Source organism: Staphylococcus gallinarum, assembly GCF_000875895.1.
Classification (GTDB): Bacteria; Bacillota; Bacilli; order Staphylococcales; family Staphylococcaceae; genus Staphylococcus; species Staphylococcus gallinarum.
This window is the reverse complement of record NZ_JXCF01000007.1, coordinates 539,521-561,363: the sequence shown is the minus strand read 5'-3', so window position 1 is coordinate 561,363 and position 21,843 is coordinate 539,521. Positions and strand designations below refer to the sequence as shown.

Below are 21,843 nucleotides of genomic sequence, written 5' to 3'. Positions count from 1 at the left end.
AGAGTGAATATTAGTGGTAAATACTAAACCATTTATCATCGTTTTAGTCGGTCCAACAGCAGTTGGTAAGACTGAATTTAGTATTGAATTGGCAAAGCAATTTAATGGTGAAATTATTAGCGGTGATTCAATGCAAGTGTACAGACATATGGATATCGGGACTGCTAAAATATCAAGCGATGAAATGGAAGGCATCCCACATCATATGATAGACATATTAAATCCAGATGAAGCATTTTCAGCATATGAGTTTAAAAGCAGAGCTGAAAAATTAATTACAGAAATTACAGAACGTGGCAAGACTCCAATTATCGCAGGGGGAACGGGATTATATATTCAATCATTGATTCATAACTATGCATTTGAAGATGAAGAAACAATTTCAGAAACAGATAACAAGTGTGTACAAGAAAAAATGGCAAGTATAGAGCCACTGTCAAATGAAGCACTACATGACTACTTAGCTGAATTTGATCCTGAATCTGCTATAGCTATACATCCAAATAATAGAAAAAGAGTAGTTAGAGCGATTGAATATTACCAAAAAACAAAAAAACTTTTAAGTTCACGTAAGAAAAATGCGCAATATACAGAAAATTATGATACATTATTACTAGGGATAGAAATGTCGCGTCAAACATTATATAATAGAATTAATAACCGAGTTGATATAATGTTGGAACGCGGGTTAATAGATGAGGTGAAGTATCTTGTCGAACAGGGATACGAATCATGTCAAAGCATGCAAGCGATTGGTTATAAAGAGATTGTACCAGTCATACATAATGAAATGACGATAGAATTAGCTACGGAAAAATTAAAGCAACACTCAAGAAATTATGCTAAGCGGCAAATGACATGGTTTAAAAATAAACTAGATGTCATCTGGTTAGACAAAGAAGCACTCACACTTTCATCAATGTTACGAAAGGTTTCAGCCCAAATAAATAAAAGGAGTACATAACATGAATACAACAGAAAACATCCAAGACAAATTCCTAGGGCAATTTAAAGCTGAAGAAACAAAAGTTATTGTTTTTTTAGTAAATGGATTCCAAATGAAAGGTACGATTGTTGATTTTGATAAATATCTTGTATGTTTATTATCTCAAGGTAAAGAACATATGATATACAAACATGCAATTAGTACATTCACAATTGATGATTCAGAAGAGTAGTTTTTAATGATTTAACCGATTGGACCGATGTTATCTATCAATAGATGATGTAGGGATTAAATCCAATACATAATGAATAAGCTTTTAAACTGTCGGTAAAGTAATAACTTGTCGGCAGTTTTTTGTCGCTGTATATGTATGCCAATGTGTTGCGCTTACGTGAAATACCAATGTTGGAATAAATATCGATAAACGAACAGTGATTATATAATTAAATTGAACTAAGTAACGGATCTATTGCACATTGACTGCTACAGCATTGATAAAACACATTTCTCTAAAACATAAAAAAACATCGACTATGCTTTATATGAAATAGCAATTGTCGATGCTTAGCTTGAGATGTGTTGCTCAAATGATTATTTAATTTATAATAAAGCTTCGATATCAGACTCAATTTGGTCTGGCTTCTTTTGTGGTGAAAATCGCTTAACCACATTACCTTCTTTATCCACTAAAAACTTAGTGAAATTCCATTTGATTTTTTCATTAAAAAAACCATTCTGTTCAGATGTTAAATATTTAAATAATGGGTGTTGATTTTCACCTTTAACATCTAATTTTTCATGCATTGGGAAAGAAACACCATAGTTGATTTTGCAAAATTGTGTTGCTTCTTCACCTGTGCCTGGTTCTTGTCCGCCAAATTGATTGCATGGAAAGCCAAGAACTTCAAATGGTTGATCGTTGTACTTCTGATACAACGCTTCAAGACCTTCAAATTGAGGCGTAAATCCACATTCACTGGCAGTGTTTACAATTAACATTACTTTGCCTTTATAATCTGCTAATTTATATGATTCGCCGTTTGGTTTTTGTACTTCTATATCGTAAATCGTCATATTTATTCACCTCTTAGTTTTAATTTAACACAATTTGTCTCTATAGTCTTTATATACACACTATGATAGAATAGCAAAGAAAACTTTGAAAAGAGGTGCATGTAATGACACAGCAATCGTTACACAAGACAGAAGAACAATTAGAAACTGCCGTGTTAGTTGGTGTACATGCTCAAACAGATGATGAATTTAATTTTACGTCAACGATGGAGGAATTAGCATCTTTATCTGAGACATGTCAACTCGATGTTCAAGCGCAATTTACTCAAAATAAACAACATTTCGATCATAAATACTATGTTGGTAAAGGTAAACTAGAAGAAATTAAAGATTATGTAGAATTCCATGATATAGATGTGGTTGTAACAAATGATGAATTAACTACTGCGCAATCGAAATCATTAAATGGTCAACTTAATGTGAAAATTATTGATCGAACGCAATTGATTTTAGAGATATTTGCATTAAGAGCCCGTAGCAAGGAAGGTAAGCTACAGGTAGAATTAGCTCAGTTGGATTATTTAATGCCTAGATTACAAGGGCATGGCCGTAGTTTGTCTAGATTGGGCGGTGGAATTGGGACAAGAGGTCCTGGTGAAACAAAATTAGAAATGGACAGACGTCATATTAGAACACGTATGAATGAAATCAAACATCAATTAAATACTGTAGTTGAACATCGGGAACGCTATAGAAATAAACGTGAACAGAACGCAGTATTTCAAGTTGCTTTAGTTGGATATACCAATGCTGGAAAGTCTTCGTGGTTTAATAAATTAGCACATGAATCTACTTATGAGAAAGACTTATTATTCGCTACACTAGATCCTAAGACACGACAAATAAAGATTAATAACGGTTTTAATTTAATTATTTCAGATACAGTGGGCTTTATTCAAAAGCTACCAACTACACTGATTGCAGCATTTAAATCAACTTTAGAAGAAGCGAAAGATGCCGATTTATTATTACATGTTGTAGATAGTAGTCATCCAGAATATCGTGGTCAAATGGATACTGTGAATCAAATTGTAGATGATTTAGATATGGCTCATATTCCACAAGCTATTATATTTAATAAAAGAGATCTAAATCATGATATCGCACCGACAACCAATTTACCCTCCGTTTATGTATCAACTCAATATTCCAATGATATTGACGCTGTTAAACAATTATTATTTGATCAAATTAAGCAGATACTTAGTTATTATGAGGAACATGTTGCTAGTACAGATGCCCATCGTTTGTACTTTCTGAAACAACACACACTGGTAACTGAATTGAACTTTAATGAAGACACTGCTAAATATGAGATTAAAGGTTATAAAAAAGAATAAAGGAAGTAATTATAAATGAACGATATGACACAATTGATAGATGAAGTGGAATCTACGTTAAAGCCGTATTTTACAGAAATAGAAAAAACAGCATATTTAAACCAAGAGAAAGTCTTAGATGCCTTTCATGCGGTCAAAGCATCTGAAAGTGACTTGCAAGGCACAACTGGCTATGGATATGATGATATAGGTAGAGATCATTTAGAAGAAATTTATGCACATGCTTTTAAAGCCGAAGACGCTTTGGTAAGACCTCAAATCATTTCCGGTACCCATGCCATTACTTTGGCCTTACAAAGTACATTGAAATATGGAGATGAGTTATTATATATTACCGGTAATCCATATGACACTTTATTAGAAGTCATTGGCATCAATGGCAATGGCATCGAAAGCTTACAAGAGCATGGAGTAAGTTATAACAAAGTTGATTTAAAGGGAAATGAAATTGATATTGATCATGTATTACATGCAATTAAGCCGAACACTAAAGTTGTTGCTATCCAACGTTCTAAGGGATATGATCAAAGACCATCCATTAATCTAGCTACAATAGAACGTGCAATTTCAGCCATTAAATCCGCGCATCCTGATATTATTATATTTGTAGATAACTGCTATGGTGAGTTTGTAGAATTAAAGGAACCAATTGAATGTGGTGCAGATTTAATAGCGGGTTCTTTAATTAAAAATCCAGGTGGTGGACTTGCTAAAATCGGTGGTTATATTGCTGGTCGAAAGGATTTAATTGAGCGTTGTGGCTATCGTTTAACTGCTCCAGGTATAGGTAAAGAGGCAGGCGCTTCGCTGTATTCATTACAAGAAATGTATCAAGGTTTCTTTTTAGCACCTCATGTAGTGAGTCAAAGTTTAAAAGGCGCATTGTTTACTAGTTTATTACTAGAAAAGTTAAATATGCGTACAAAACCTGCCTTTCACGAACCTAGAACAGATTTAATTCAAACTGTCGAATTTGATACAAAAGAACAAATGATACAGTTTTGCCAAAGCATCCAACACGCATCTCCAATCAATGCACACTTTAGTCCTGAACCTGCTTATATGCCTGGCTATGAAGATGATGTAATTATGGCTGCGGGGACCTTTATACAAGGATCTTCTATTGAATTATCTGCAGACGGACCAATCAGACCGCCATACGAAGCCTATGTTCAAGGTGGATTAACATATGAACATGTTAAATTAGCAGTTACACGAGCTGCACAATCATTAAAAGCTAATCAATTAATTTAAATTATATTAATCATACAAGACGTTAAATGATTCATTGAAAGAAATCATTTAGCGTTTTTTTTAGTGTTGTATTTAAAAAATCCAAAATAATTTTAAAGAATATTCGGAAAAATGATTAACAATAGATTAATGGATGTACATAAACCCATTCATTTCGGGGTTTAGCACATCATGTAAGAAAACCTGACATATCTTTGTATTTGTCTGATAATTGTGCTAAATTAATAACAAGTTCAAAAATAGAGGTGATTGGATTGAAGTCAAATGATACTTTACGACGTAATATGCCTGTCTTCTCTATGAGTGTTGTTACGAAGTTGAGCGAGTTAACCGCAAGACAAATTCGTTATTATGAAACACATGAACTGATTAAACCGCAACGTACGGAAGGAAATAAGCGATTATTTTCATTGAATGATTTGGAACGATTGCTTGAAATTAAAAGTCTTATAGAAAAAGGCTTCAATATTAAAGGGATCAAACAAATTATTCATGATGATCAAGCACACCTTTCTGATGAAGAACAAGAAACTAGAAAACAAATGATAGTTGATGCTACACAGAAACCACAACGAGAAGCAATTCCGATAAACCGTGGGGATTTATCACGTTTTATCAAATAATTTTACTGGAGGACATTAACAATGCCAAAACGTTCATTTACTAAAGAAGACATTCATAAGTTTGCCAAGGAAGAAAATGTAAGATACTTACGTTTACAATTCACAGATATTTTAGGTGTAATCAAAAACGTTGAAGTACCTGTTAGTCAATTAGAAAAAGTATTAGATAACGAGATGATGTTTGACGGATCTTCAATCGAAGGTTTCGTACGTATCGAAGAATCAGATATGTATTTATATCCTGACTTAGACACTTGGGTAATCTTCCCATGGACTGCAGGTCAAGGTAAAGTAGCTCGACTAATTTGTGATGTATATAAAACAGACGGTACACCATTCGAAGGTGACCCACGTGCTAACTTGAAACGTGTATTAAAAGACATGGAAGAATTAGGCTTTACAGATATTAATTTAGGGCCAGAACCAGAATTCTTCTTATTCAAATTAGATGAAAAAGGTGAACCAACATTAGAATTAAATGATGATGGTGGATACTTCGACCTTGCACCTACTGATTTAGGTGAGAACTGTCGTCGTGATATCGTATTAGAATTAGAAGACATGGGCTTTGATATCGAAGCAAGTCACCATGAAGTTGCTCCAGGACAACATGAAATTGACTTTAAATATGCTGATGCAATTACAGCATGTGATAATATCCAAACATTTAAACTTGTTGTAAAAACAATTGCTCGCCAACATAACTTACATGCAACATTCATGCCAAAACCATTATTTGGTGTAAACGGTAGCGGTATGCACTTTAACGTATCTTTATTTAAAGGTAAAGAAAATGCATTCTACGATCCTAATGGTGATATGCAAATGACAAAAGATGCATTCCACTTTGTTGCAGGTATCCTTAAAAATGCACGTGGTTTCACTGGCGTATGTAACCCATTAGTTAACTCTTATAAGCGTTTAGTGCCAGGTTATGAAGCACCATGTTACATTGCATGGAGTGGTAAAAACCGTTCACCATTAATCCGTGTACCATCTTCTCGTGGTTTATCTACACGTGTTGAAGTACGCTCAGTTGACCCAGCTGCGAACCCATACTTAGCTTTAGCTGCAATCTTAAAAGCTGGTTTAGATGGTATTGAAAACAAATTAGAAGTACCAGAACCAGTTAACCAAAATATCTACGAAATGAATCGTGAGGAACGTGAAGCAGTAGGTATTCAAGATTTACCATCAACATTATACACTGCAATTAAAGCAATGAAAGAAAATCAACCAATTAAAGATGCTTTAGGTAATCACATTTATAACCAATTTATTAATTCTAAATCTATCGAGTGGGATTACTACAGAACACAAGTATCTGAATGGGAAAGAGAACAATATATTAAACAATACTAGGTGCTAGACAAAGGGGTATAACACTAGGTATATAAGCAATCCTGTTATTCTTTATGAATATTAGGGTTGCTTTTTTTGCACCCACTTTTATTTTATTGAACGATTTGGGTGCAGTTTAGGTATTATTTGGGGAGAATTTTTAAATATTATAAAGCAATGAATGAATAAAGCTATCATACAGTGAATATGAATCGAATTCATCTTCAAGGATTGTCTCAATGAGATCATCAATATATCTAGATATAGCGTTTGTGGTCATAATCACTGAAGATTACCCTAGTTTATGTTTGCTTGTGTCATGTTAATGATTATATACATAATCGCCCATGTTAAATTCACTTCTTAAGATGTATTAAATAATTTACAAATGGCCATATGGATGCGACGTATTTTTACGAGACACATGAGGGAGTATGATGCGTGAAGAGACCGAGATCGAACTAGCTCGCTAGGGAAGTGAGCAATATATTATTTTAAATTAAAAAAGAAGCACTCAGATGAATTAAATCATCTGAATGCTTTATTTCTAGAATTTACGTCCTAGACTCGTGTTATGTTTTATAGTTGTGTATTTACTTTTTATTGCGTTTATTCACAATGCCTTGAATAATTACGATAATAAACCCTACAAAAATGCCCATAAAAATTGCTAATACAGCCGCAACAAGTGGAGGTAAGTCAAATTGAAATTGTAAGACAAGTCCGATGATTATCGCTACAATGATGGCGATTGTAGAAATCATATTTTCTTTAAACATACTCAAATACGTTCACTCCTAACATGGGTATTATAGCATGTTATAGACATTGAGTTAAATTAAATAAATAACTTTGTTAATATAATTGTGAAATATTTCCTTTCAAGTGGGGTGAATTTCTAAAAGTCACCTTAGATAATAAAAATGATTCTTGACGCTATTGAATAAATTATATATGATGATTTGGACAAAGTTTAAGAAGTGGGTGCAACTATGAAATCAACAAAAGCATTAACCGGTATTATTGCGATAGTCATTGTTATCGGTGTTTTATTTTTCCAATTTATTAATCACAGTGGTCCATTTCAAAATAGTGGTTCAGACACAACTTCTGGTCCAAGTAAAACTGAAAAAGTACATGTCGATCGAGTAGTAGATGGAGATACATTGGTAGGTAGTAATGAGCAAGAACAGAATATTAAAATTCGACTAATTGGAATAGATACACCGGAAACAGTTAAACCAAATACACCGGTCCAACCATATGGTAAAGAAGCTTCGGATTATTCAAAGAAGCACTTAACGAACAAGGATGTCTATTTAGAATATGATAAAGAGCCAGAAGACCAATACGGACGAAAATTAGCCTATGTTTGGTTAGATAAAAAGACAATGTTTAATGAAGAATTAGTGAAAAAAGGCTTGGCTCGTGAAAAATATTTTTCGCCTAATGGCAAATATAGAAATGTTTTTAAGCAAGCTGAACATCAAGCTAAACAAGATAAATTAAATATTTGGAGTTAGATTATCTACTTAGTGGAAAAAACATAGCATCATTTTGAAACGTCATCATAAATTTCCTTTGAATAGACAAGGTGTACTGAAATATGTATTAATTATTTTAAATGAAACACAAAAAAACGAGTTATAAAACAACAACTTTAAACTGTTGTGATTATAACTCGTTTTTATATTAATTAATGAAAACGTTCGACTAATTTGTCATATTGCTCTTTAGTAATGGACTCGCTTGCATTGCTAAGTGTATCACCGATGACGTCTTTTAATGAAGATTTAGATGAAACTGTTTCAGTATAATCTTCTCTTACATTAGGTCCATCTATAATATTTACACTTCCATCTGTAAAGTAAACTAAACCAATGTTTTTAATATGATGATTTAATCTCTCTGCAATTCTAGCTTCTAATTCCTTTGTATTCTTTGCAGTTTGTTCAAAAGGATCATAACTATAAAAGTCGTAAATTACAGAATTATTTTTTACACGTTCTATAAAAGTGTATGAACCTGTACGTGTCGTGTTAAATTGACTATGATATTGTTGTGCAATATAGCGTCCCACAGTTTGATGTACTGAGGATTCATTATTAGTTGAAATCTCTGTTTCAGAATCAATATCAAAGTGATAAAACGTTTTTTGTTTCCAGTTTTTCACATTAATGTTGAACACGCCTTTGTCAGTGATCACGATATAATCAAATGCTCTCGCATATTCGAATAAAGGGTGTTTAACGGCAAGATTACCAGTGGCGATAATATCATAGGCTTTGATAGTACCGGCTGTTTTGTATTGTTCAAGAATATCTTTCAAGTTTTGTTTTGCCTTTCTTAAGCCGTGATGGTTCGAATCATTATTACCATCAAAGTGCAACATTTGATTTTTTAACTGAGTATTTTCACGAGTAACAGAACTAATTTTAGTTACTAATTGTTCTTTAGAATACTTTTCAGTTTCTAATTTTTGTTGCATATTTTTTTGATTTATAATCATCACAATAATGAGCAAAATAACAATTACAAGTAAAATGAATGTTAGTAGCATGATTATCATCCTAATCTTTATTAATATTTGAAATTACAGTTTATTTTACTCTTTTATACACTGTTGTACAAATTCGACCTGTTAAACTGTAGCTATATATAGATTATATTCGTATTAACAGTTGTTTATCAATGGTATTCATGGATTTAACTTAAATTAAACGATAATTTAATGGAGAATTTATAAAATGAATGACTTTTTATAGTATTTTAACTATTATTACATGATTTTATATGATTTGTAATTGGATTTAAGTAGTTTCGCATAGCAGCGTTTGGTTTATGCAATGAATAGAAACATATAGTTTATAGTTTTAGTAGCATATATTATTTTTGGTAGACCTAGTTCGATGTTTAAGTAGTAGAATAATGTTTTTTAGCAGTTGCTAAAATATGCAATAATTAAAAGGGAATGTAACATATAGTACAAAAATATATTTAATGAGAGGTTCAACGCATTTCTGGATAAATAGTACTGAATTTTAATAAGCGTTTAGTTTACACAAAGTTGTATAAATAGATATAATAAAGTATGTGTGAAATTATTAATTTTGGGGGATTATTTTTTGAGTGCATTGAAAAGCTATCTAAACGAACTAGTTGAACGTATAAATCATAACGATATAATTGCGTTTGATAATCATCCCGTATCATTTAAAATAATAGACCAATTATATTTTTCTAATAAAAAAATATCAGTTATTACTTATTCAACTGATATTATCAAATATGTATCTAAATATACGGATTTTAATATTATATTACCGAATGGTACTGTTAATAGTGCTTTTCATATCATTACAGGAACAGATGTTATTGATTCTTATTCAAAATATAAAATTAATTATTACTTTCTACGTGTTCCTTATATTTATGAAGAAGATTTATATCAAGATATAACAGAAATTGCTGAATTACAACGTGTACTTAAGCAAAATAGTGAGTATAGTTTTGTTATTAATAGACCACAATTTTTAGATCATACGCCTGGGCATCGCTATATAAAAATTGGTCAATTTTAAAAAAATATATGAGTTTATTATATTTGAAGTAGAATGCATTGAAAAATAACTAGACAAATTATATAATGTATTTCAATGGAAACGCTTACTTCAAGAGGAGGTGCCTGTTTGGACAAACACGTAAAAGCATTGGTAAGCCAAATAAATAGTAAAGTTGGCAATTTAATTAAATATAACGGAGAAGTTGCAAAGCAGCTTTTTATGAGAGATGAATTCAACCTATGCTGTAAGGTAGATATCAGTGTTGAAAGAAAGTATTTGGCAGAAGTGTTAAAGCATATCCCAGAAACTTATACTGTTAAGTTATATGATGACCATACATCGACAACGAATTATACTGAAATAGAATTTGCAGAGGTAACGCATGCCAACATTTATAAAGCAGATGATTTAATTATGACTGTGATTGTATATGATGTTGAAAATGACGAATGGATGTTTAGATGGAATCATAATATTAGGCTACCTGAAAAAAATATCTACTTCCATTCGATTAAATGGGATGTCGATTACATTAAACCGGAAATTGTCTTAATGTATGAATTATTGGATCCAATAGATTACCAACAAATTCCTAACTATAAAAGTGTGATAGATTCTTTAAGCTATTATCAATTTGTAATGTTGAGATTAGTAGTTGGTGATGAACGTATCAACCAAGCTCTAATTTCAGAGAAATCAGCAATGTAAAACCCACAAATCACAAGTAGGTCAACGTAACAGTTGAACAAAGTGATTTGTGGGTTTGTTTTTTATACCTTTAGATATTCGCCATTATAGCAATACTCATATGTTGACTTAACTGCTTTTTCAGCATCAGCAACATCGATTCCAAACATAATTGAAATTTCAGAAGCACCTTGGTTCATCATTTTTAAGTTTATATTTGCTTCAGCAAGTGCATGTGTAATTGTATTGGCAGTACCTACAATACGGTGCATGCCTTCGCCAACAATCATAAGAATTGCAAGATTGTGTTCGACGTTTAATTCATCGACATCACATTTTTCTCTAATATCATTTAATACTTGTTCTTCTCTGTTTTGTATCTCTTTTGAGCGCATAATAATACTAATACTATCAATTCCAGAAGGCATGTGGTCAAATGAAATTCCATAATCTTCAAGTACGCCTAATATTTTTCGAGTAAAACCGATTTGTCTGTTCATTAAATATTTCTTAATATTCAACACTGTAAAGTCTTTGTCACAACTAATGCCACTGACTATATTTGAAGAATTGATTTCTCGGTCATGACGAATATAAGTACCTGTATCATCTGGACGATTTGTGTTTTTAATTACCACTGGTATGCGGTCTTTGTGTAATGGTTGTAATGCTTCATCGTGGAACACACCAAATCCTGCATAAGATAATTCACGCATTTCACGGTAAGTAATCTCATCAATCACTTCTGGATTTTTTACTATTGTTGGATTAGCTCTAAAAATACCTGAAACATCTGTGAAGTTTTCATATAAGTCAGCACGAACACCACGAGCAACGATTGCACCAGTGATATCAGATCCACCACGTGGGAAGGTCACAACATAACCTTGACGAGAAATACCAAAGAAACCTGGAACAATTAATTTTTCATCGTATTCTCTAAGGCTATAGAGTGCTTCATAAGATTGATCTAAAATTTGAGCATTCTGAGGTAAATCTGTGACAGTAATACCCGCTTCACCAGGTGATACATAACGTGTTGGTATACCTTGGCTATTGTTATATTCAGCTATGAGTTGGGCATTAAAGTTCTCACCACATGAAAGTAACGCATCTAATAAACGAGCAGGTTTTTCCTTTAATGTGGCAATATATGTTTCTAAAGTTTCATCAATTGTTGATAACAGTGAATCTGTCATTTCAAGTTCTAAAATAATATCAGCATAACGCTGAATAATTTCTTCTTTCTTTGCTTGATAATCTAATCCGGCAATAACCTTTTCGTAAAGTCGAATTAGTAAATCCGTTGTTTTTACATCGTCTGCATGTCTTTTTCCGGGTGCTGAAACGACGATAATCTTTCTGTCTGAGTCAGAGTTTACTATATTTAATACTTTCTTTATTTGTTCTGCATTTGAAACAGAACTTCCTCCAAATTTCGCTACTTTCATAATGAGCTACAACCTTTCTAAAAAATCAGAAAATTTTGTTTAGTTTTTATCACGAGAGTGATAGTATAGATATACGGTTTTTATTTTCAACCTTTACAAAAATAATGAATGAATTTATACTATACCATATTCTAGTATTTTTCAACTGTACAATTGTATTTTTTGAATGAACAATCGGAGGAATGAAATGATGAAGGAATTAAATGTAGCCCTGCTCGGTTTAGGTACTGTAGGTTCAGGTGTAGTGAAAATAATTGAAGAAAATAGAGAACAAATTAAAGAAACAATGGACAAAGATATCAACATTAGACATATCTTAGTTCGTGATAAATCTAGATCGAGACCCATTAACGTATCGAATTATCATCTAACAGAAGATGTAGATGAAATTTTAAATGATGACTCTATAGACATTATCGTTGAGGTTATGGGTGGCGTTGAACCGACAGTAGATTGGTTAAAACGTGCATTAAGTCAGAAAAAGCATGTTATTACTGCCAATAAAGACTTATTAGCTGTGCATTTAAATGTGTTAGAAGATTTAGCACAAGAAAATGACGTAGCATTAAAATATGAAGCAAGTGTTGCAGGCGGTATTCCAATCGTTAATGCGATTAATAATGGTTTGAATGCAAATAATATAACTAAATTTATGGGTATTTTAAATGGAACATCTAACTTTATTTTAAGTAAGATGACGCGTGAGAATACATCGTTTGAAGATGCGTTGGATGAAGCGCAAAGATTAGGGTTTGCCGAAGCAGATCCTACAGATGACGTGGAAGGTGTAGATGCCGCAAGAAAGGTAGTCATTACTTCTTATTTAACTTTTAACCAAGTGATTAATTTATCAGATGTTGATAGACACGGTATTAGCGATGTTGAACTTGCTGATATTAAGGCAGCAGAAGCACTAGGTTATAAGATTAAATTAATTGGTAAAGGTACTTATGAGCAAGGTAAAGTTAATGCTTCAGTAGCACCAACACTTATTAGTACTGCACACCAATTATCTGCAGTTGAAGATGAATTCAACGCAATTTATGTTATTGGTGATGCTGTTGGAGAGACGATGTTTTATGGTAAGGGAGCTGGTAGTTTAGCAACTGGAAGTGCAGTTGTGAGTGACTTGCTTAACGTTACCTTGCATTTTGAGTCCAATCTGCATACATTACCACCACATTTTGAATTGAAGACGGAACAAACGAAAGAATTAATGGATAGCGATGATACAGTATCATTTAAAGAAAAAGAAAGTTATTATGTTGTCATTCAGACAGATGGTGAGGAACCGAGTAAGGTTGAAGCTTTAATTAAAGCGGAGTTACCTTTCCATAAATCATTAGCCGTTACTGAAAGAGATGCCAGAACGGTTGGTTTGATTGTAGTAGGCTTAGATGAGTCTCCTGAATCGGCAATTACAGAGGCAGGATATGTTGTAAATAAAATTTATCCAGTAGAAGGGGTTTAATAGAAATGGAAAAATGGCAAGGTTTAGTGAAGGAATTTGAAGCGTTTTTACCTGTAAATGAAAATACACCACAATTAACTTTAAATGAAGGACATACACCTTTAATTTATTGTGAAAATTTATCTGAAATGTTAGGCATTGAATTACATGTAAAATACGAAGGAGCTAATCCAACGGGCTCTTTTAAAGACAGAGGTATGGTAATGGCGATGGCCAAAGCTAAAGAAGAAGGTAAGAAAATTGTTATCTGTGCGTCGACAGGTAATACTTCTGCATCTGCTGCAGCATATGCTGCTCGTGCAGGGTTGAAGGCAATTGTCGTAATACCTGAAGGTAAAATTGCGCTTGGTAAATTATCTCAAGCCGTGATGTATGGTGCTGAAATTGTTTCTATCGAAGGTAACTTTGATGAAGCATTAGAGATTGTTAAGGAAGTAGCGGAAAACGGTGAAATTGCCTTAGTAAACTCTGTAAATCCATATAGAATCGAAGGTCAAAAAACAAGCGCCTTTGAAGTCATTCAACAATTAGGAGGAGAAGCTCCTGATATCTTGTCCATTCCTGTTGGTAATGCAGGTAATATTACAGCATATTGGAAAGGGTTCAAAGAGTATCACGATAAAAATCAAACACAATTACCTCATATGTTTGGATTCCAAGCTGAAGGTGCATCACCAATTGTACAGAACAAAGTGGTTAAGAATCCAGATACAGTAGCTACGGCTATTAGAATTGGTAACCCAGCAAGCTGGGACAAAGCTAATAATGCTTTAAGTGAATCAGATGGTCTAATTGATAGCGTAACAGACGAAGAAATTTTAGAAGCATATCAATTGATGGCAAGTAAAGAAGGTGTCTTTAGTGAACCGGCAAGTAATGCCTCTATAGCAGGTTTGATAAAATTACACCGTGCTGGCAAGTTACCACAAGGTAAAAAGGTGGTTGCTGTATTAACTGGTAATGGTCTGAAAGATCCAGACACTGCAATTTCATTATTGGATAATCCAATCAAACCGTTGCCTAACGATAGAGAAAGCATCTTAGATTATATCAAAGGAGCGCTCTAACATGAGTGACATGTTGCATTTGAAAATACCGGCATCTACAGCTAATTTAGGTGTCGGTTTTGATTCTATAGGTATGGCATTAAATAAATTTTTATATTTAGATGTAAAGAAGAACGACAGCGATGTGTGGACGTTTAATCACGTCGGACCAAATGTAGAAGATTTGCCAACAGACAATAGACATTATATTTATCAAATTGCTCAAAGAGTTGCACGCAAATATGATGTTAAATTACCTGGTTTAGATATAGAAATGCGAAGTGAAATCCCTTTAGCAAGAGGTTTAGGGAGTTCTGCATCAGCATTAGTTGGCGCATTATATATTGCTAATTATTTTGGTGATATTGAATTATCAAAATATGAATTACTACAATTAGCTACTGAAATCGAAGGTCATCCTGATAATGTGGCACCAACAATCTACGGAGGCTTGGTATTAGGTTACTTTAATCCTGAGACAAAGGTGACAGATGTATCATATATTGATCCACCACGTGTGGATATCATTATTACGATTCCATCTTATGAACTACGTACAGATGATTCAAGAAATACATTACCGGAAACATTTTCACATAAAAAGGCAGTTCAAAATAGTGCGATTAGTAACACAATGATTAGTGCATTGATACAACATAACTATGAGTTGGCAGGAAAAATGATGGAACAAGATGGTTTTCATGAACCATTCAGACAACATTTAATACCTGAGTTTAAAGAAATTAAAGCGATTGCGAAACAACATAACGCCTATGCGACTGTAATCAGTGGTGCAGGTCCAACCGTATTAACATTAGTTGCCCCAGAACGGAGTGGTGAACTCGTTAGAGAACTTAAAGGAACATTTATGGATTGTCGATCGGAGTTAGTGACAATTAATGAAAGTGGAGTTGTGTCGAAAATTCTGTACCAACGCCGTTAAATTATTGTAGTATAATGTTAAGGTGTTGAAAGGAGATACAAACATGAGTAAATATAAGATGATTGTTATGGACATGGATGACACTTTAATGAATCCAGATAATGAGGTTAGTCCAGAAACTGAACGTTATTTAATTGACATTCAGCAGCAAGGATATCATGTTGTCTTGGCTTCAGGACGTCCTACAGAAGGGATGCTACCTGTTGCAAAGCAACTCAAGTTAGATCAATATGATAGTTATGTAATAAGCTATAATGGTGGTAAGACAATTGCTGTTAAAGATGAACATGTTGAAGTGAGTAAGAGTGTAACTAAGGCAGATTTTGATGCAATTGTTGATTTCTGTAGAGAACACAAATTGTTTGTTTTAACATATCATGAAGGATTTATTATATATGAAGGTGACCACGAATATATGAATATAGAGTCTGAATTGACAGGTTTGCCGATGAAACGGGTCGATGATATCAAAGCATATATTCAAGCTGATGTACCTAAAGTAATGGGTGTAGATTATGTTCCGAATATTACAAGTTTAAACATTGAATTAGCTGGTCATTTTAATGAGGAAGTAGACGTAACAACGAGTAAGCCGTACTTTTTAGAATTTATGGCTAGAGATGTTTCCAAAGGAAATGCATTAGCTGCATTTTGTGAAAAGCTCAATATTGACTTGTCTGAAGTTATTGCATTTGGTGATAGCTCAAATGATATATCAATGCTTAACGTCGTCGGGCATGCAGTAGCAATGGGTAATGCTAATGAAGCAGTTAAAGCAGTTGCTGACGAAATTACTTTAAGTAATGGCGAGGATGGTATTCCTCACGCTTTAAAAGCATTGCTTGATTCTTGATTAGATTGATATATATAATACAAAAGTGTCTATGACATAAATACCTAGCACTAAGCCCATCAAAGATTTTTGGTCTTTGATGGGCTTGTAATTTATATCAATATTGCTCGCTTTCCTAGGGGGATGGGTCGAGCCTTGGTCTCGACACTCATCCTACACCCTTAGGCGTCTCGCAAACAATTCGAAGTTCATATATATGTTATTACTACAAAAAATAAGACACTTACTTATAATTTAATAAATTCCACTAAATTAAATTAATATAGCAGCTTATCTATAAAAATTAAAACATGCCTCAGTTTACTCTACAAATGGATTGATCAAGTCACTTTTTATTAATTTCTGAACACAGCTGATAACTCAATATTTATTGATGATACTAAGATAGCAGCAAATGCAAATATAAAAAACTATCAGAGTAAGTTAACTCTGATAGATAATTTCTGAAGTGAAAGAATTATTTTGCTGTATGTGTCCACTCGTGTTTGCCTCTATGCCTTTTAACATGTGCATACACATTATCCGCAGCATAATCTAAATTTGTATATACTGTGATAGAGAATGCAGATTGATTATCCTCAAACGATTCTTCTAAAAAGACATCTTTAAGATGTTCAAAAAGACTTTCCATTTGTGAATGTTCTAAGCTACCATACTCTCTTAAAGTTCGTTTAAGCAATTGATTATTCTTTTCTTCAAGTGATTGCACAACAATAACGAAACGCTCTTCAGTTTCTAAAATATCATCAAATAAATTTGTTTGCCCAATCATAGTTTTCACCTCAATATAACCAATATTGTTAATTATATTATACTATACTTTTTAAGCACTGAAAATATTCAACTCTTATGTGGTAAGCATTGATAATTTAAAGATTTAACATTGAATTTATAGTTAGTCGACTAAAAAATATAAATGTAGTAGTGATTTTTCAACAGTTACTCTGATATAAAAATCAAGTATAGTTTTGGGAGTGGTGAAAGCTATTATGCTTCTAACTGCATGATAGCACCAAAATGTTGTTGGCAAGTTGTAAAAGTAATAAATGCAATTAGTTCACTAATTTCTTTGTCTGTTAATGTACTTTGTAATACTTTGATTACTTGTTTTGGTATATTGGTTCCTGATTTTATATAAACATCTGTAAATCCAATGCATATAAGTGATTTTTGATCAGAAAACTGGAGATTGGGTTTTCCTTTTGATTTGCAATAGTTGCAACCATGATTTTGTGCTAACATCTTTCTTAATTCTTCTTTTAAATTTTGTGATAGCTGTTCACTACCTGACAAAGTATTACTAAGGTTATTCCATTGATTCAATAGTGATAAATTATGTCCTAGTAGCTTTTGAAAAGGTGTATCACCAAAATTAGATTCTTTTATAATAGTCATTTTAAGCCCCCTTGATTTGATAGGCTTATTTTATATTATTATATTTATTGATTGTATGACTTATTTATTGTATATATTAATAATATCCATAAAAATTAAGGAGATTTCACTATGGACTTAACAAATGTAAAAATAATACAAATTTTGAAAAATGATAGTAAAACTTCGTTGAATAAAATAAGTAATGATGTTAATTTATCAACACCTTCAGTACGAGAACGAATTATTAAATTGAAAGACTTAGGTATCATTAATAAATATACTATCGACATTAACTATACTTTACTTGGATTCGAAATCGATGTTTTTATAGATATTATTATTAAGAATAATTTATATAGTGATTTTAAGAAGTATATTTCTGATCAATCAAATGTTGAATTCTGTTACAGAATATCAGGGGAAAGTTGCTTTTTATTTAAGGCACATTTTAAGACAATGAAAGATGTAGAAGCTTTTATAGATAAACTACAATATTTCGGTCATACGAAAACGCATTTTGTTTTTTCTAAAATAGTTTGAAAGTAATATATTATGGTTTTTCTTTAATAAAATTGCATTGAATTTTGTATTAGTAAATAAATATTAAGAATACTAAAAATAGCGATGAAGCTGCCTATACTAATAGATGGCTTCATCGCTATTACATTTTACAGTTATTTGTTGAATTGACAAATACAATTAATGTTCTTTAGTTGTATTTAATTCAACGTCTTCTAGTTTCACTATTTTTGTTTTTCTAATTACTTTATGTGATAAATAAACAATTGCTAGAATAATGATTGGTGCAATGTTTCGTATAACAGAGCCATAATCGCCTGCCATTAAAGCGCCAAAGGAATTTCCGAAAAATAGGAATAGCAATGCAATTATTACAATGATTGGTCCTAATGGATATAACGCTGCTTTATATGGTAATACATCTTCTGCACGTTTGTTTTGTTTTTTTATTGCAGAACGTAATCTGATTTGAGCGACAATACTTGATGCCCATATTACGATAACTAATGAACCGATAATATTGAGCAGTGAGAAGACAATATCTGATTTAAATTGCGCTAATACAATTACTACTAACACGATTACAAATGTTGTACAAATAGAAATAATAGGTAGTTTCGTCGTTTTGTTTAATTTTGCAAAAAACTTCGGTGCTTGTTTATCTTCTGCCATTGAAAATAACATACGACTTGTTGTATATATTCCAGAATTTGCAGCAGACAGTAACGATGTTAGGATAACTGCATTGATCACAGATGCAGCAAAAGCAATACCTACACGATCAAATACTATTGTGAATGGACTTTGAGTCACAGATTCATGTTTGTTTAATAGTAGAGGATCACTGTAAGGAATAATTGCGGCAATAACAGCAATAGATAAAACGTAAAATAGCAATATTCTCCAGAATACTTGTCTAATAGCTTTTGGCATTGACTTATGCGGATTCGATGATTCACCTGCAGTTACAGCTACCATCTCAGTACCACCAACTGAAAAACCAGCGATGAGTAACACGGCTAAGAAACCTGAAATGCCACCGACAAATGGCGCTTCACCTGTTGTATAATGTTCAAACCCATAATATTTACCACCTAAAATGCCAAATATTGTTAGTACACCTATTACTATAAAGATGATAATTGTAAGTACTTTAATTAAAGATAACCAAAATTCTGTTTCACCAAATGCTTTTACTGTAAAAATATTCAGTACAAATAGTAAACAAAGAAACAAAATACTCCAAGTAACAGGGCTGAAAAAGTGAAATACTTCCCAATAATCTAATACGCTTGATGCAATAATGATGTCAACACTCGTTACTAATACCCACATCACCCAATATAACCATCCCATTGTAAAGCCGAGGGAACTGTCTACAAATCGTGTAGCGTAAGAACTAAATGATCCTGATACAGGATAAAATGTAGCTAGTTCTCCGATTGAAGACATTAAGAAATATAGCATGATACCAATGATTAAATAAGCTAGAATCGCGCCGCCTGGACCAGCTTGTGATACAACATTACCTGTAGCGACAAAGAGTCCAGTGCCAATCGCACCACCTATTGCAATCATTGAAATATGTCGAGAGTTGAGACCACGTTTCATATTGTTTTGTCCCATATTAAAATCTCCTATAATCTATAAAAATTTATATACCTTACATTTTAATGCTTTTAATGACTACAATCAATGCATTTTTTGAGAGTTGGAGCAATAAAATTTTAAATATTCAGAAATATTTCATATTATAAGAAGTAACATAATTGCTTTTCGTATGTGTATACTTTAAAATTAGTGCTAGATAATAATAATTATTATTTACTATTTGTGAGGGGGAAACATTATGAGCAATAAAAGAAATTTAACTAGTCTTTTTGGTGCACCGGTTTCAGATAGAGAAAATAGTATGACTGCTGGACCTCGAGGACCATTGTTGATGCAAGATTGGTATTTTTTAGAACAAATGGCTCATTTTGACAGAGAAGTAATTCCGGAACGACGAATGCATGCTAAAGGTTCTGGTGCGTTTGGTACTTTTACAGTAACAAATGATATTACGCAATATACATCTGCTAGTATTTTTTCAGAAGTAGGCAAGCAAACAGAGATGTTCGCGCGTTTTTCAACTGTTGCAGGGGAACGTGGCGCAGCGGATGCTGAAAGAGATATTCGAGGATTTGCGTTAAAATTTTACACAGATGAAGGTAACTGGGACTTAGTAGGTAACAATACTCCGGTATTCTTCTTTAGAGATCCTAAATTATTTGCGAGCTTAAATCATGCTGTAAAAAGAGATCCAAGAACAAATATGCGTAGTGCGCAAAATAACTGGGATTTCTGGACATCATTACCTGAAGCGTTACATCAAGTAACAATTTTAATGACTGACCGTGGTATTCCAAACGGCTATAGACATATGCATGGTTTCGGTTCACATACGTATTCAATGTATAATGATAAAGGAGAACGTGTGTGGGTTAAATTCCACCATAGAACGCAACAAGGTATTGAAAACTTACAACCAGATGAAGCGGCGAAAATCATTGCTGATGATAGAGAATCATCTCAACGTGACTTGTTTGAAGCAATTGAAAACAAAAACTTCCCAAAATGGAAAATGTATATTCAAGTAATGACTGAAGAACAAGCGAAAAATCATAAAGACAATCCTTTTGATTTAACAAAAGTATGGTATAAAGGTGATTATCCACTTATAGAAGTTGGTGAGTTTGAGTTAAATCGTAACCCAGATAATTACTTCCAAGATGTAGAACAAGCAGCATTTGCACCGACAAATATTGTTCCTGGTATAGATTTTTCTCCAGATAAAATGTTACAAGGTCGTATATTCTCTTATGGTGATGCTCAACGTTATAGACTTGGCGTCAATCACTGGCAAATACCAGTAAACCAACCAAAAGGTGTTGGAGTTGAAAATATTTGCCCATTCAGCCGAGATGGTCAAATGCGTATCTTAGATAATAACCAAGGTGGAGGAACACACTATTATCCTAATAGTGATGGAAGTTTTGAGGATCAACCTGAATTTAAAAAACCTGGCCTAGAAGTCGAAGGTGAAGCTTATGAATATAATTATCGCGAAGATGATGATAATTACTTCGAACAACCAGGTAGATTGTTTAGATTACAATCAAAAGAGCAACAACAACGCATTTTTGAAAATACTGCCAATGAGATGCAGGGTACAACATTAGAAGTTCAACACCGTCACATCCGTCATTGCTACAAAGCTGATACAGAGTATGGTAAAGGTGTAGCGAATGCGTTAGGTATTGATATTAATGATGTTGATTTAGAAGTGGCAGACTAGTTTGTTACTATATAAACT

At 32.8% G+C, this 21,843-nt stretch carries 22 protein-coding genes; 15 read left to right on the top strand and 7 right to left on the bottom strand.

Annotated elements, in window-relative coordinates; all coding sequences use genetic code 11:
* Positions 1 to 13: 13 nt before the first annotated feature.
* Positions 14 to 964 carry a tRNA (adenosine(37)-N6)-dimethylallyltransferase MiaA gene (gene miaA, locus SH09_RS06465; protein ID WP_042738806.1) on the top strand — a complete coding sequence of 317 codons (951 nt, stop codon included), beginning with the start codon at positions 14 to 16 and terminating at the stop codon, positions 962 to 964.
* A gap of 1 nt (position 965) precedes the next feature.
* Positions 966 to 1,178, top strand: a complete 213-nt coding sequence (hfq, locus tag SH09_RS06460) for an RNA chaperone Hfq (RefSeq protein WP_042738805.1) — start codon at positions 966 to 968, stop codon at positions 1,176 to 1,178.
* Positions 1,179 to 1,546: 368 nt separating this feature from the next.
* Here hfq and SH09_RS06455 read toward each other — a convergent pair whose 3' ends face one another.
* Entirely contained in the window at positions 1,547 to 2,020 is a 474-nt protein-coding gene (locus SH09_RS06455; RefSeq protein WP_042738804.1) for a glutathione peroxidase, read from the bottom strand.
* Positions 2,021 to 2,124: 104 nt separating this feature from the next.
* Here SH09_RS06455 and hflX point away from each other — a divergent pair, with 104 nt between their 5' ends.
* The 4 genes from hflX to glnA all read left to right on the top strand — a co-directional run bounded on the left by hflX (position 2,125) and on the right by glnA (position 6,599).
* Entirely contained in the window at positions 2,125 to 3,360 is a 1,236-nt protein-coding gene (gene hflX, locus SH09_RS06450) for a GTPase HflX (protein WP_042738803.1), read from the top strand.
* Positions 3,361 to 3,375: 15 nt separating this feature from the next.
* The gene (locus SH09_RS06445; RefSeq protein WP_042738802.1) at positions 3,376 to 4,614 is read left to right on the top strand and encodes a methionine gamma-lyase family protein; all 1,239 of its coding nucleotides are present in this window, start codon (positions 3,376 to 3,378) and stop codon (positions 4,612 to 4,614) included.
* A gap of 254 nt (positions 4,615 to 4,868) precedes the next feature.
* Positions 4,869 to 5,237, top strand: a complete 369-nt coding sequence (locus SH09_RS06440; RefSeq protein ID WP_162846345.1) for a MerR family transcriptional regulator — start codon at positions 4,869 to 4,871, stop codon at positions 5,235 to 5,237.
* A 21-nt stretch (positions 5,238 to 5,258) separates the two neighbouring features.
* Positions 5,259 to 6,599 (top strand): type I glutamate--ammonia ligase, encoded by a 1,341-nt coding sequence (gene glnA / locus SH09_RS06435; protein WP_042738801.1) that lies wholly within the window; start codon positions 5,259 to 5,261, stop codon positions 6,597 to 6,599.
* A gap of 572 nt (positions 6,600 to 7,171) precedes the next feature.
* Here glnA and SH09_RS06430 read toward each other — a convergent pair.
* Positions 7,172 to 7,363, bottom strand: a complete 192-nt coding sequence (locus SH09_RS06430; protein ID WP_042738800.1) for a hypothetical protein — start codon at positions 7,361 to 7,363, stop codon at positions 7,172 to 7,174.
* Between the two features lie 207 nt (positions 7,364 to 7,570).
* On the opposite strand from SH09_RS06430, the gene nucI reads away from it, so the two are divergent.
* Positions 7,571 to 8,101, top strand: coding sequence for a thermonuclease NucI (nucI, locus tag SH09_RS06425; protein ID WP_042738799.1), 531 nt, complete (start codon positions 7,571 to 7,573; stop codon positions 8,099 to 8,101).
* Positions 8,102 to 8,274: 173 nt separating this feature from the next.
* Here nucI and SH09_RS06420 read toward each other — a convergent pair whose 3' ends face one another.
* Positions 8,275 to 9,138, bottom strand: coding sequence for a hypothetical protein (locus tag SH09_RS06420; RefSeq protein WP_042738798.1), 864 nt, complete (start codon positions 9,136 to 9,138; stop codon positions 8,275 to 8,277).
* A gap of 565 nt (positions 9,139 to 9,703) precedes the next feature.
* On the opposite strand from SH09_RS06420, the gene SH09_RS06415 reads away from it, so the two are divergent.
* A complete protein-coding gene (locus SH09_RS06415; protein ID WP_042738797.1) occupies positions 9,704 to 10,159 on the top strand; it encodes a sugar phosphate isomerase family in 456 nt (151 codons plus the stop codon).
* 75 nt (positions 10,160 to 10,234) lie between these two features.
* A complete protein-coding gene (locus SH09_RS06410; RefSeq protein ID WP_042738796.1) occupies positions 10,235 to 10,849 on the top strand; it encodes a hypothetical protein in 615 nt (204 codons plus the stop codon).
* Between the two features lie 62 nt (positions 10,850 to 10,911).
* On the opposite strand, the gene SH09_RS06405 is transcribed toward SH09_RS06410, so the two are convergent.
* On the bottom strand, positions 10,912 to 12,279 hold the full coding sequence (locus SH09_RS06405; protein ID WP_042738795.1) for an aspartate kinase: 1,368 nt from the start codon (positions 12,277 to 12,279) through the stop codon (positions 10,912 to 10,914).
* 190 nt (positions 12,280 to 12,469) lie between these two features.
* Between SH09_RS06405 and SH09_RS06400 the strand changes: the two genes are divergently transcribed.
* From SH09_RS06400 to SH09_RS06385, 4 genes are read left to right on the top strand one after another with little or no spacing between them, the layout of a single operon-like run.
* On the top strand, positions 12,470 to 13,750 hold the full coding sequence (locus SH09_RS06400) for a homoserine dehydrogenase (RefSeq protein WP_042739031.1): 1,281 nt from the start codon (positions 12,470 to 12,472) through the stop codon (positions 13,748 to 13,750).
* A 5-nt stretch (positions 13,751 to 13,755) separates the two neighbouring features.
* Positions 13,756 to 14,817: a threonine synthase gene (thrC, locus tag SH09_RS06395; RefSeq protein WP_042738794.1), complete on the top strand. Its 1,062-nt coding sequence runs from the start codon at positions 13,756 to 13,758 to the stop codon at positions 14,815 to 14,817.
* A 1-nt stretch (position 14,818) separates the two neighbouring features.
* On the top strand, positions 14,819 to 15,739 hold the full coding sequence (gene thrB, locus SH09_RS06390) for a homoserine kinase (protein WP_042738793.1): 921 nt from the start codon (positions 14,819 to 14,821) through the stop codon (positions 15,737 to 15,739).
* A 43-nt stretch (positions 15,740 to 15,782) separates the two neighbouring features.
* Positions 15,783 to 16,592 (top strand): Cof-type HAD-IIB family hydrolase, encoded by an 810-nt coding sequence (locus tag SH09_RS06385; RefSeq protein WP_042738792.1) that lies wholly within the window; start codon positions 15,783 to 15,785, stop codon positions 16,590 to 16,592.
* Between the two features lie 457 nt (positions 16,593 to 17,049).
* Here the strand turns inward: SH09_RS06385 and SH09_RS06380 are convergent, their stop codons facing one another.
* Positions 17,050 to 17,364, bottom strand: a complete 315-nt coding sequence (locus SH09_RS06380) for a hypothetical protein (RefSeq protein WP_042738791.1) — start codon at positions 17,362 to 17,364, stop codon at positions 17,050 to 17,052.
* Between the two features lie 215 nt (positions 17,365 to 17,579).
* On the bottom strand, positions 17,580 to 17,987 hold the full coding sequence (locus SH09_RS06375) for an alkylhydroperoxidase (RefSeq protein WP_042738790.1): 408 nt from the start codon (positions 17,985 to 17,987) through the stop codon (positions 17,580 to 17,582).
* Between the two features lie 111 nt (positions 17,988 to 18,098).
* On the opposite strand from SH09_RS06375, the gene SH09_RS06370 reads away from it, so the two are divergent.
* Positions 18,099 to 18,509, top strand: a complete 411-nt coding sequence (locus tag SH09_RS06370) for an Lrp/AsnC family transcriptional regulator (protein WP_042738789.1) — start codon at positions 18,099 to 18,101, stop codon at positions 18,507 to 18,509.
* Positions 18,510 to 18,668: 159 nt separating this feature from the next.
* Here the strand turns inward: SH09_RS06370 and SH09_RS06365 are convergent, their stop codons facing one another.
* The gene (locus SH09_RS06365; protein WP_042738788.1) at positions 18,669 to 20,114 is read right to left on the bottom strand and encodes an amino acid permease; all 1,446 of its coding nucleotides are present in this window, start codon (positions 20,112 to 20,114) and stop codon (positions 18,669 to 18,671) included.
* Positions 20,115 to 20,337: 223 nt separating this feature from the next.
* On the opposite strand from SH09_RS06365, the gene SH09_RS06360 reads away from it, so the two are divergent.
* Positions 20,338 to 21,825: a catalase gene (locus tag SH09_RS06360; RefSeq protein ID WP_042738787.1), complete on the top strand. Its 1,488-nt coding sequence runs from the start codon at positions 20,338 to 20,340 to the stop codon at positions 21,823 to 21,825.
* The last annotated feature ends 18 nt before the right edge of the window (positions 21,826 to 21,843 follow it).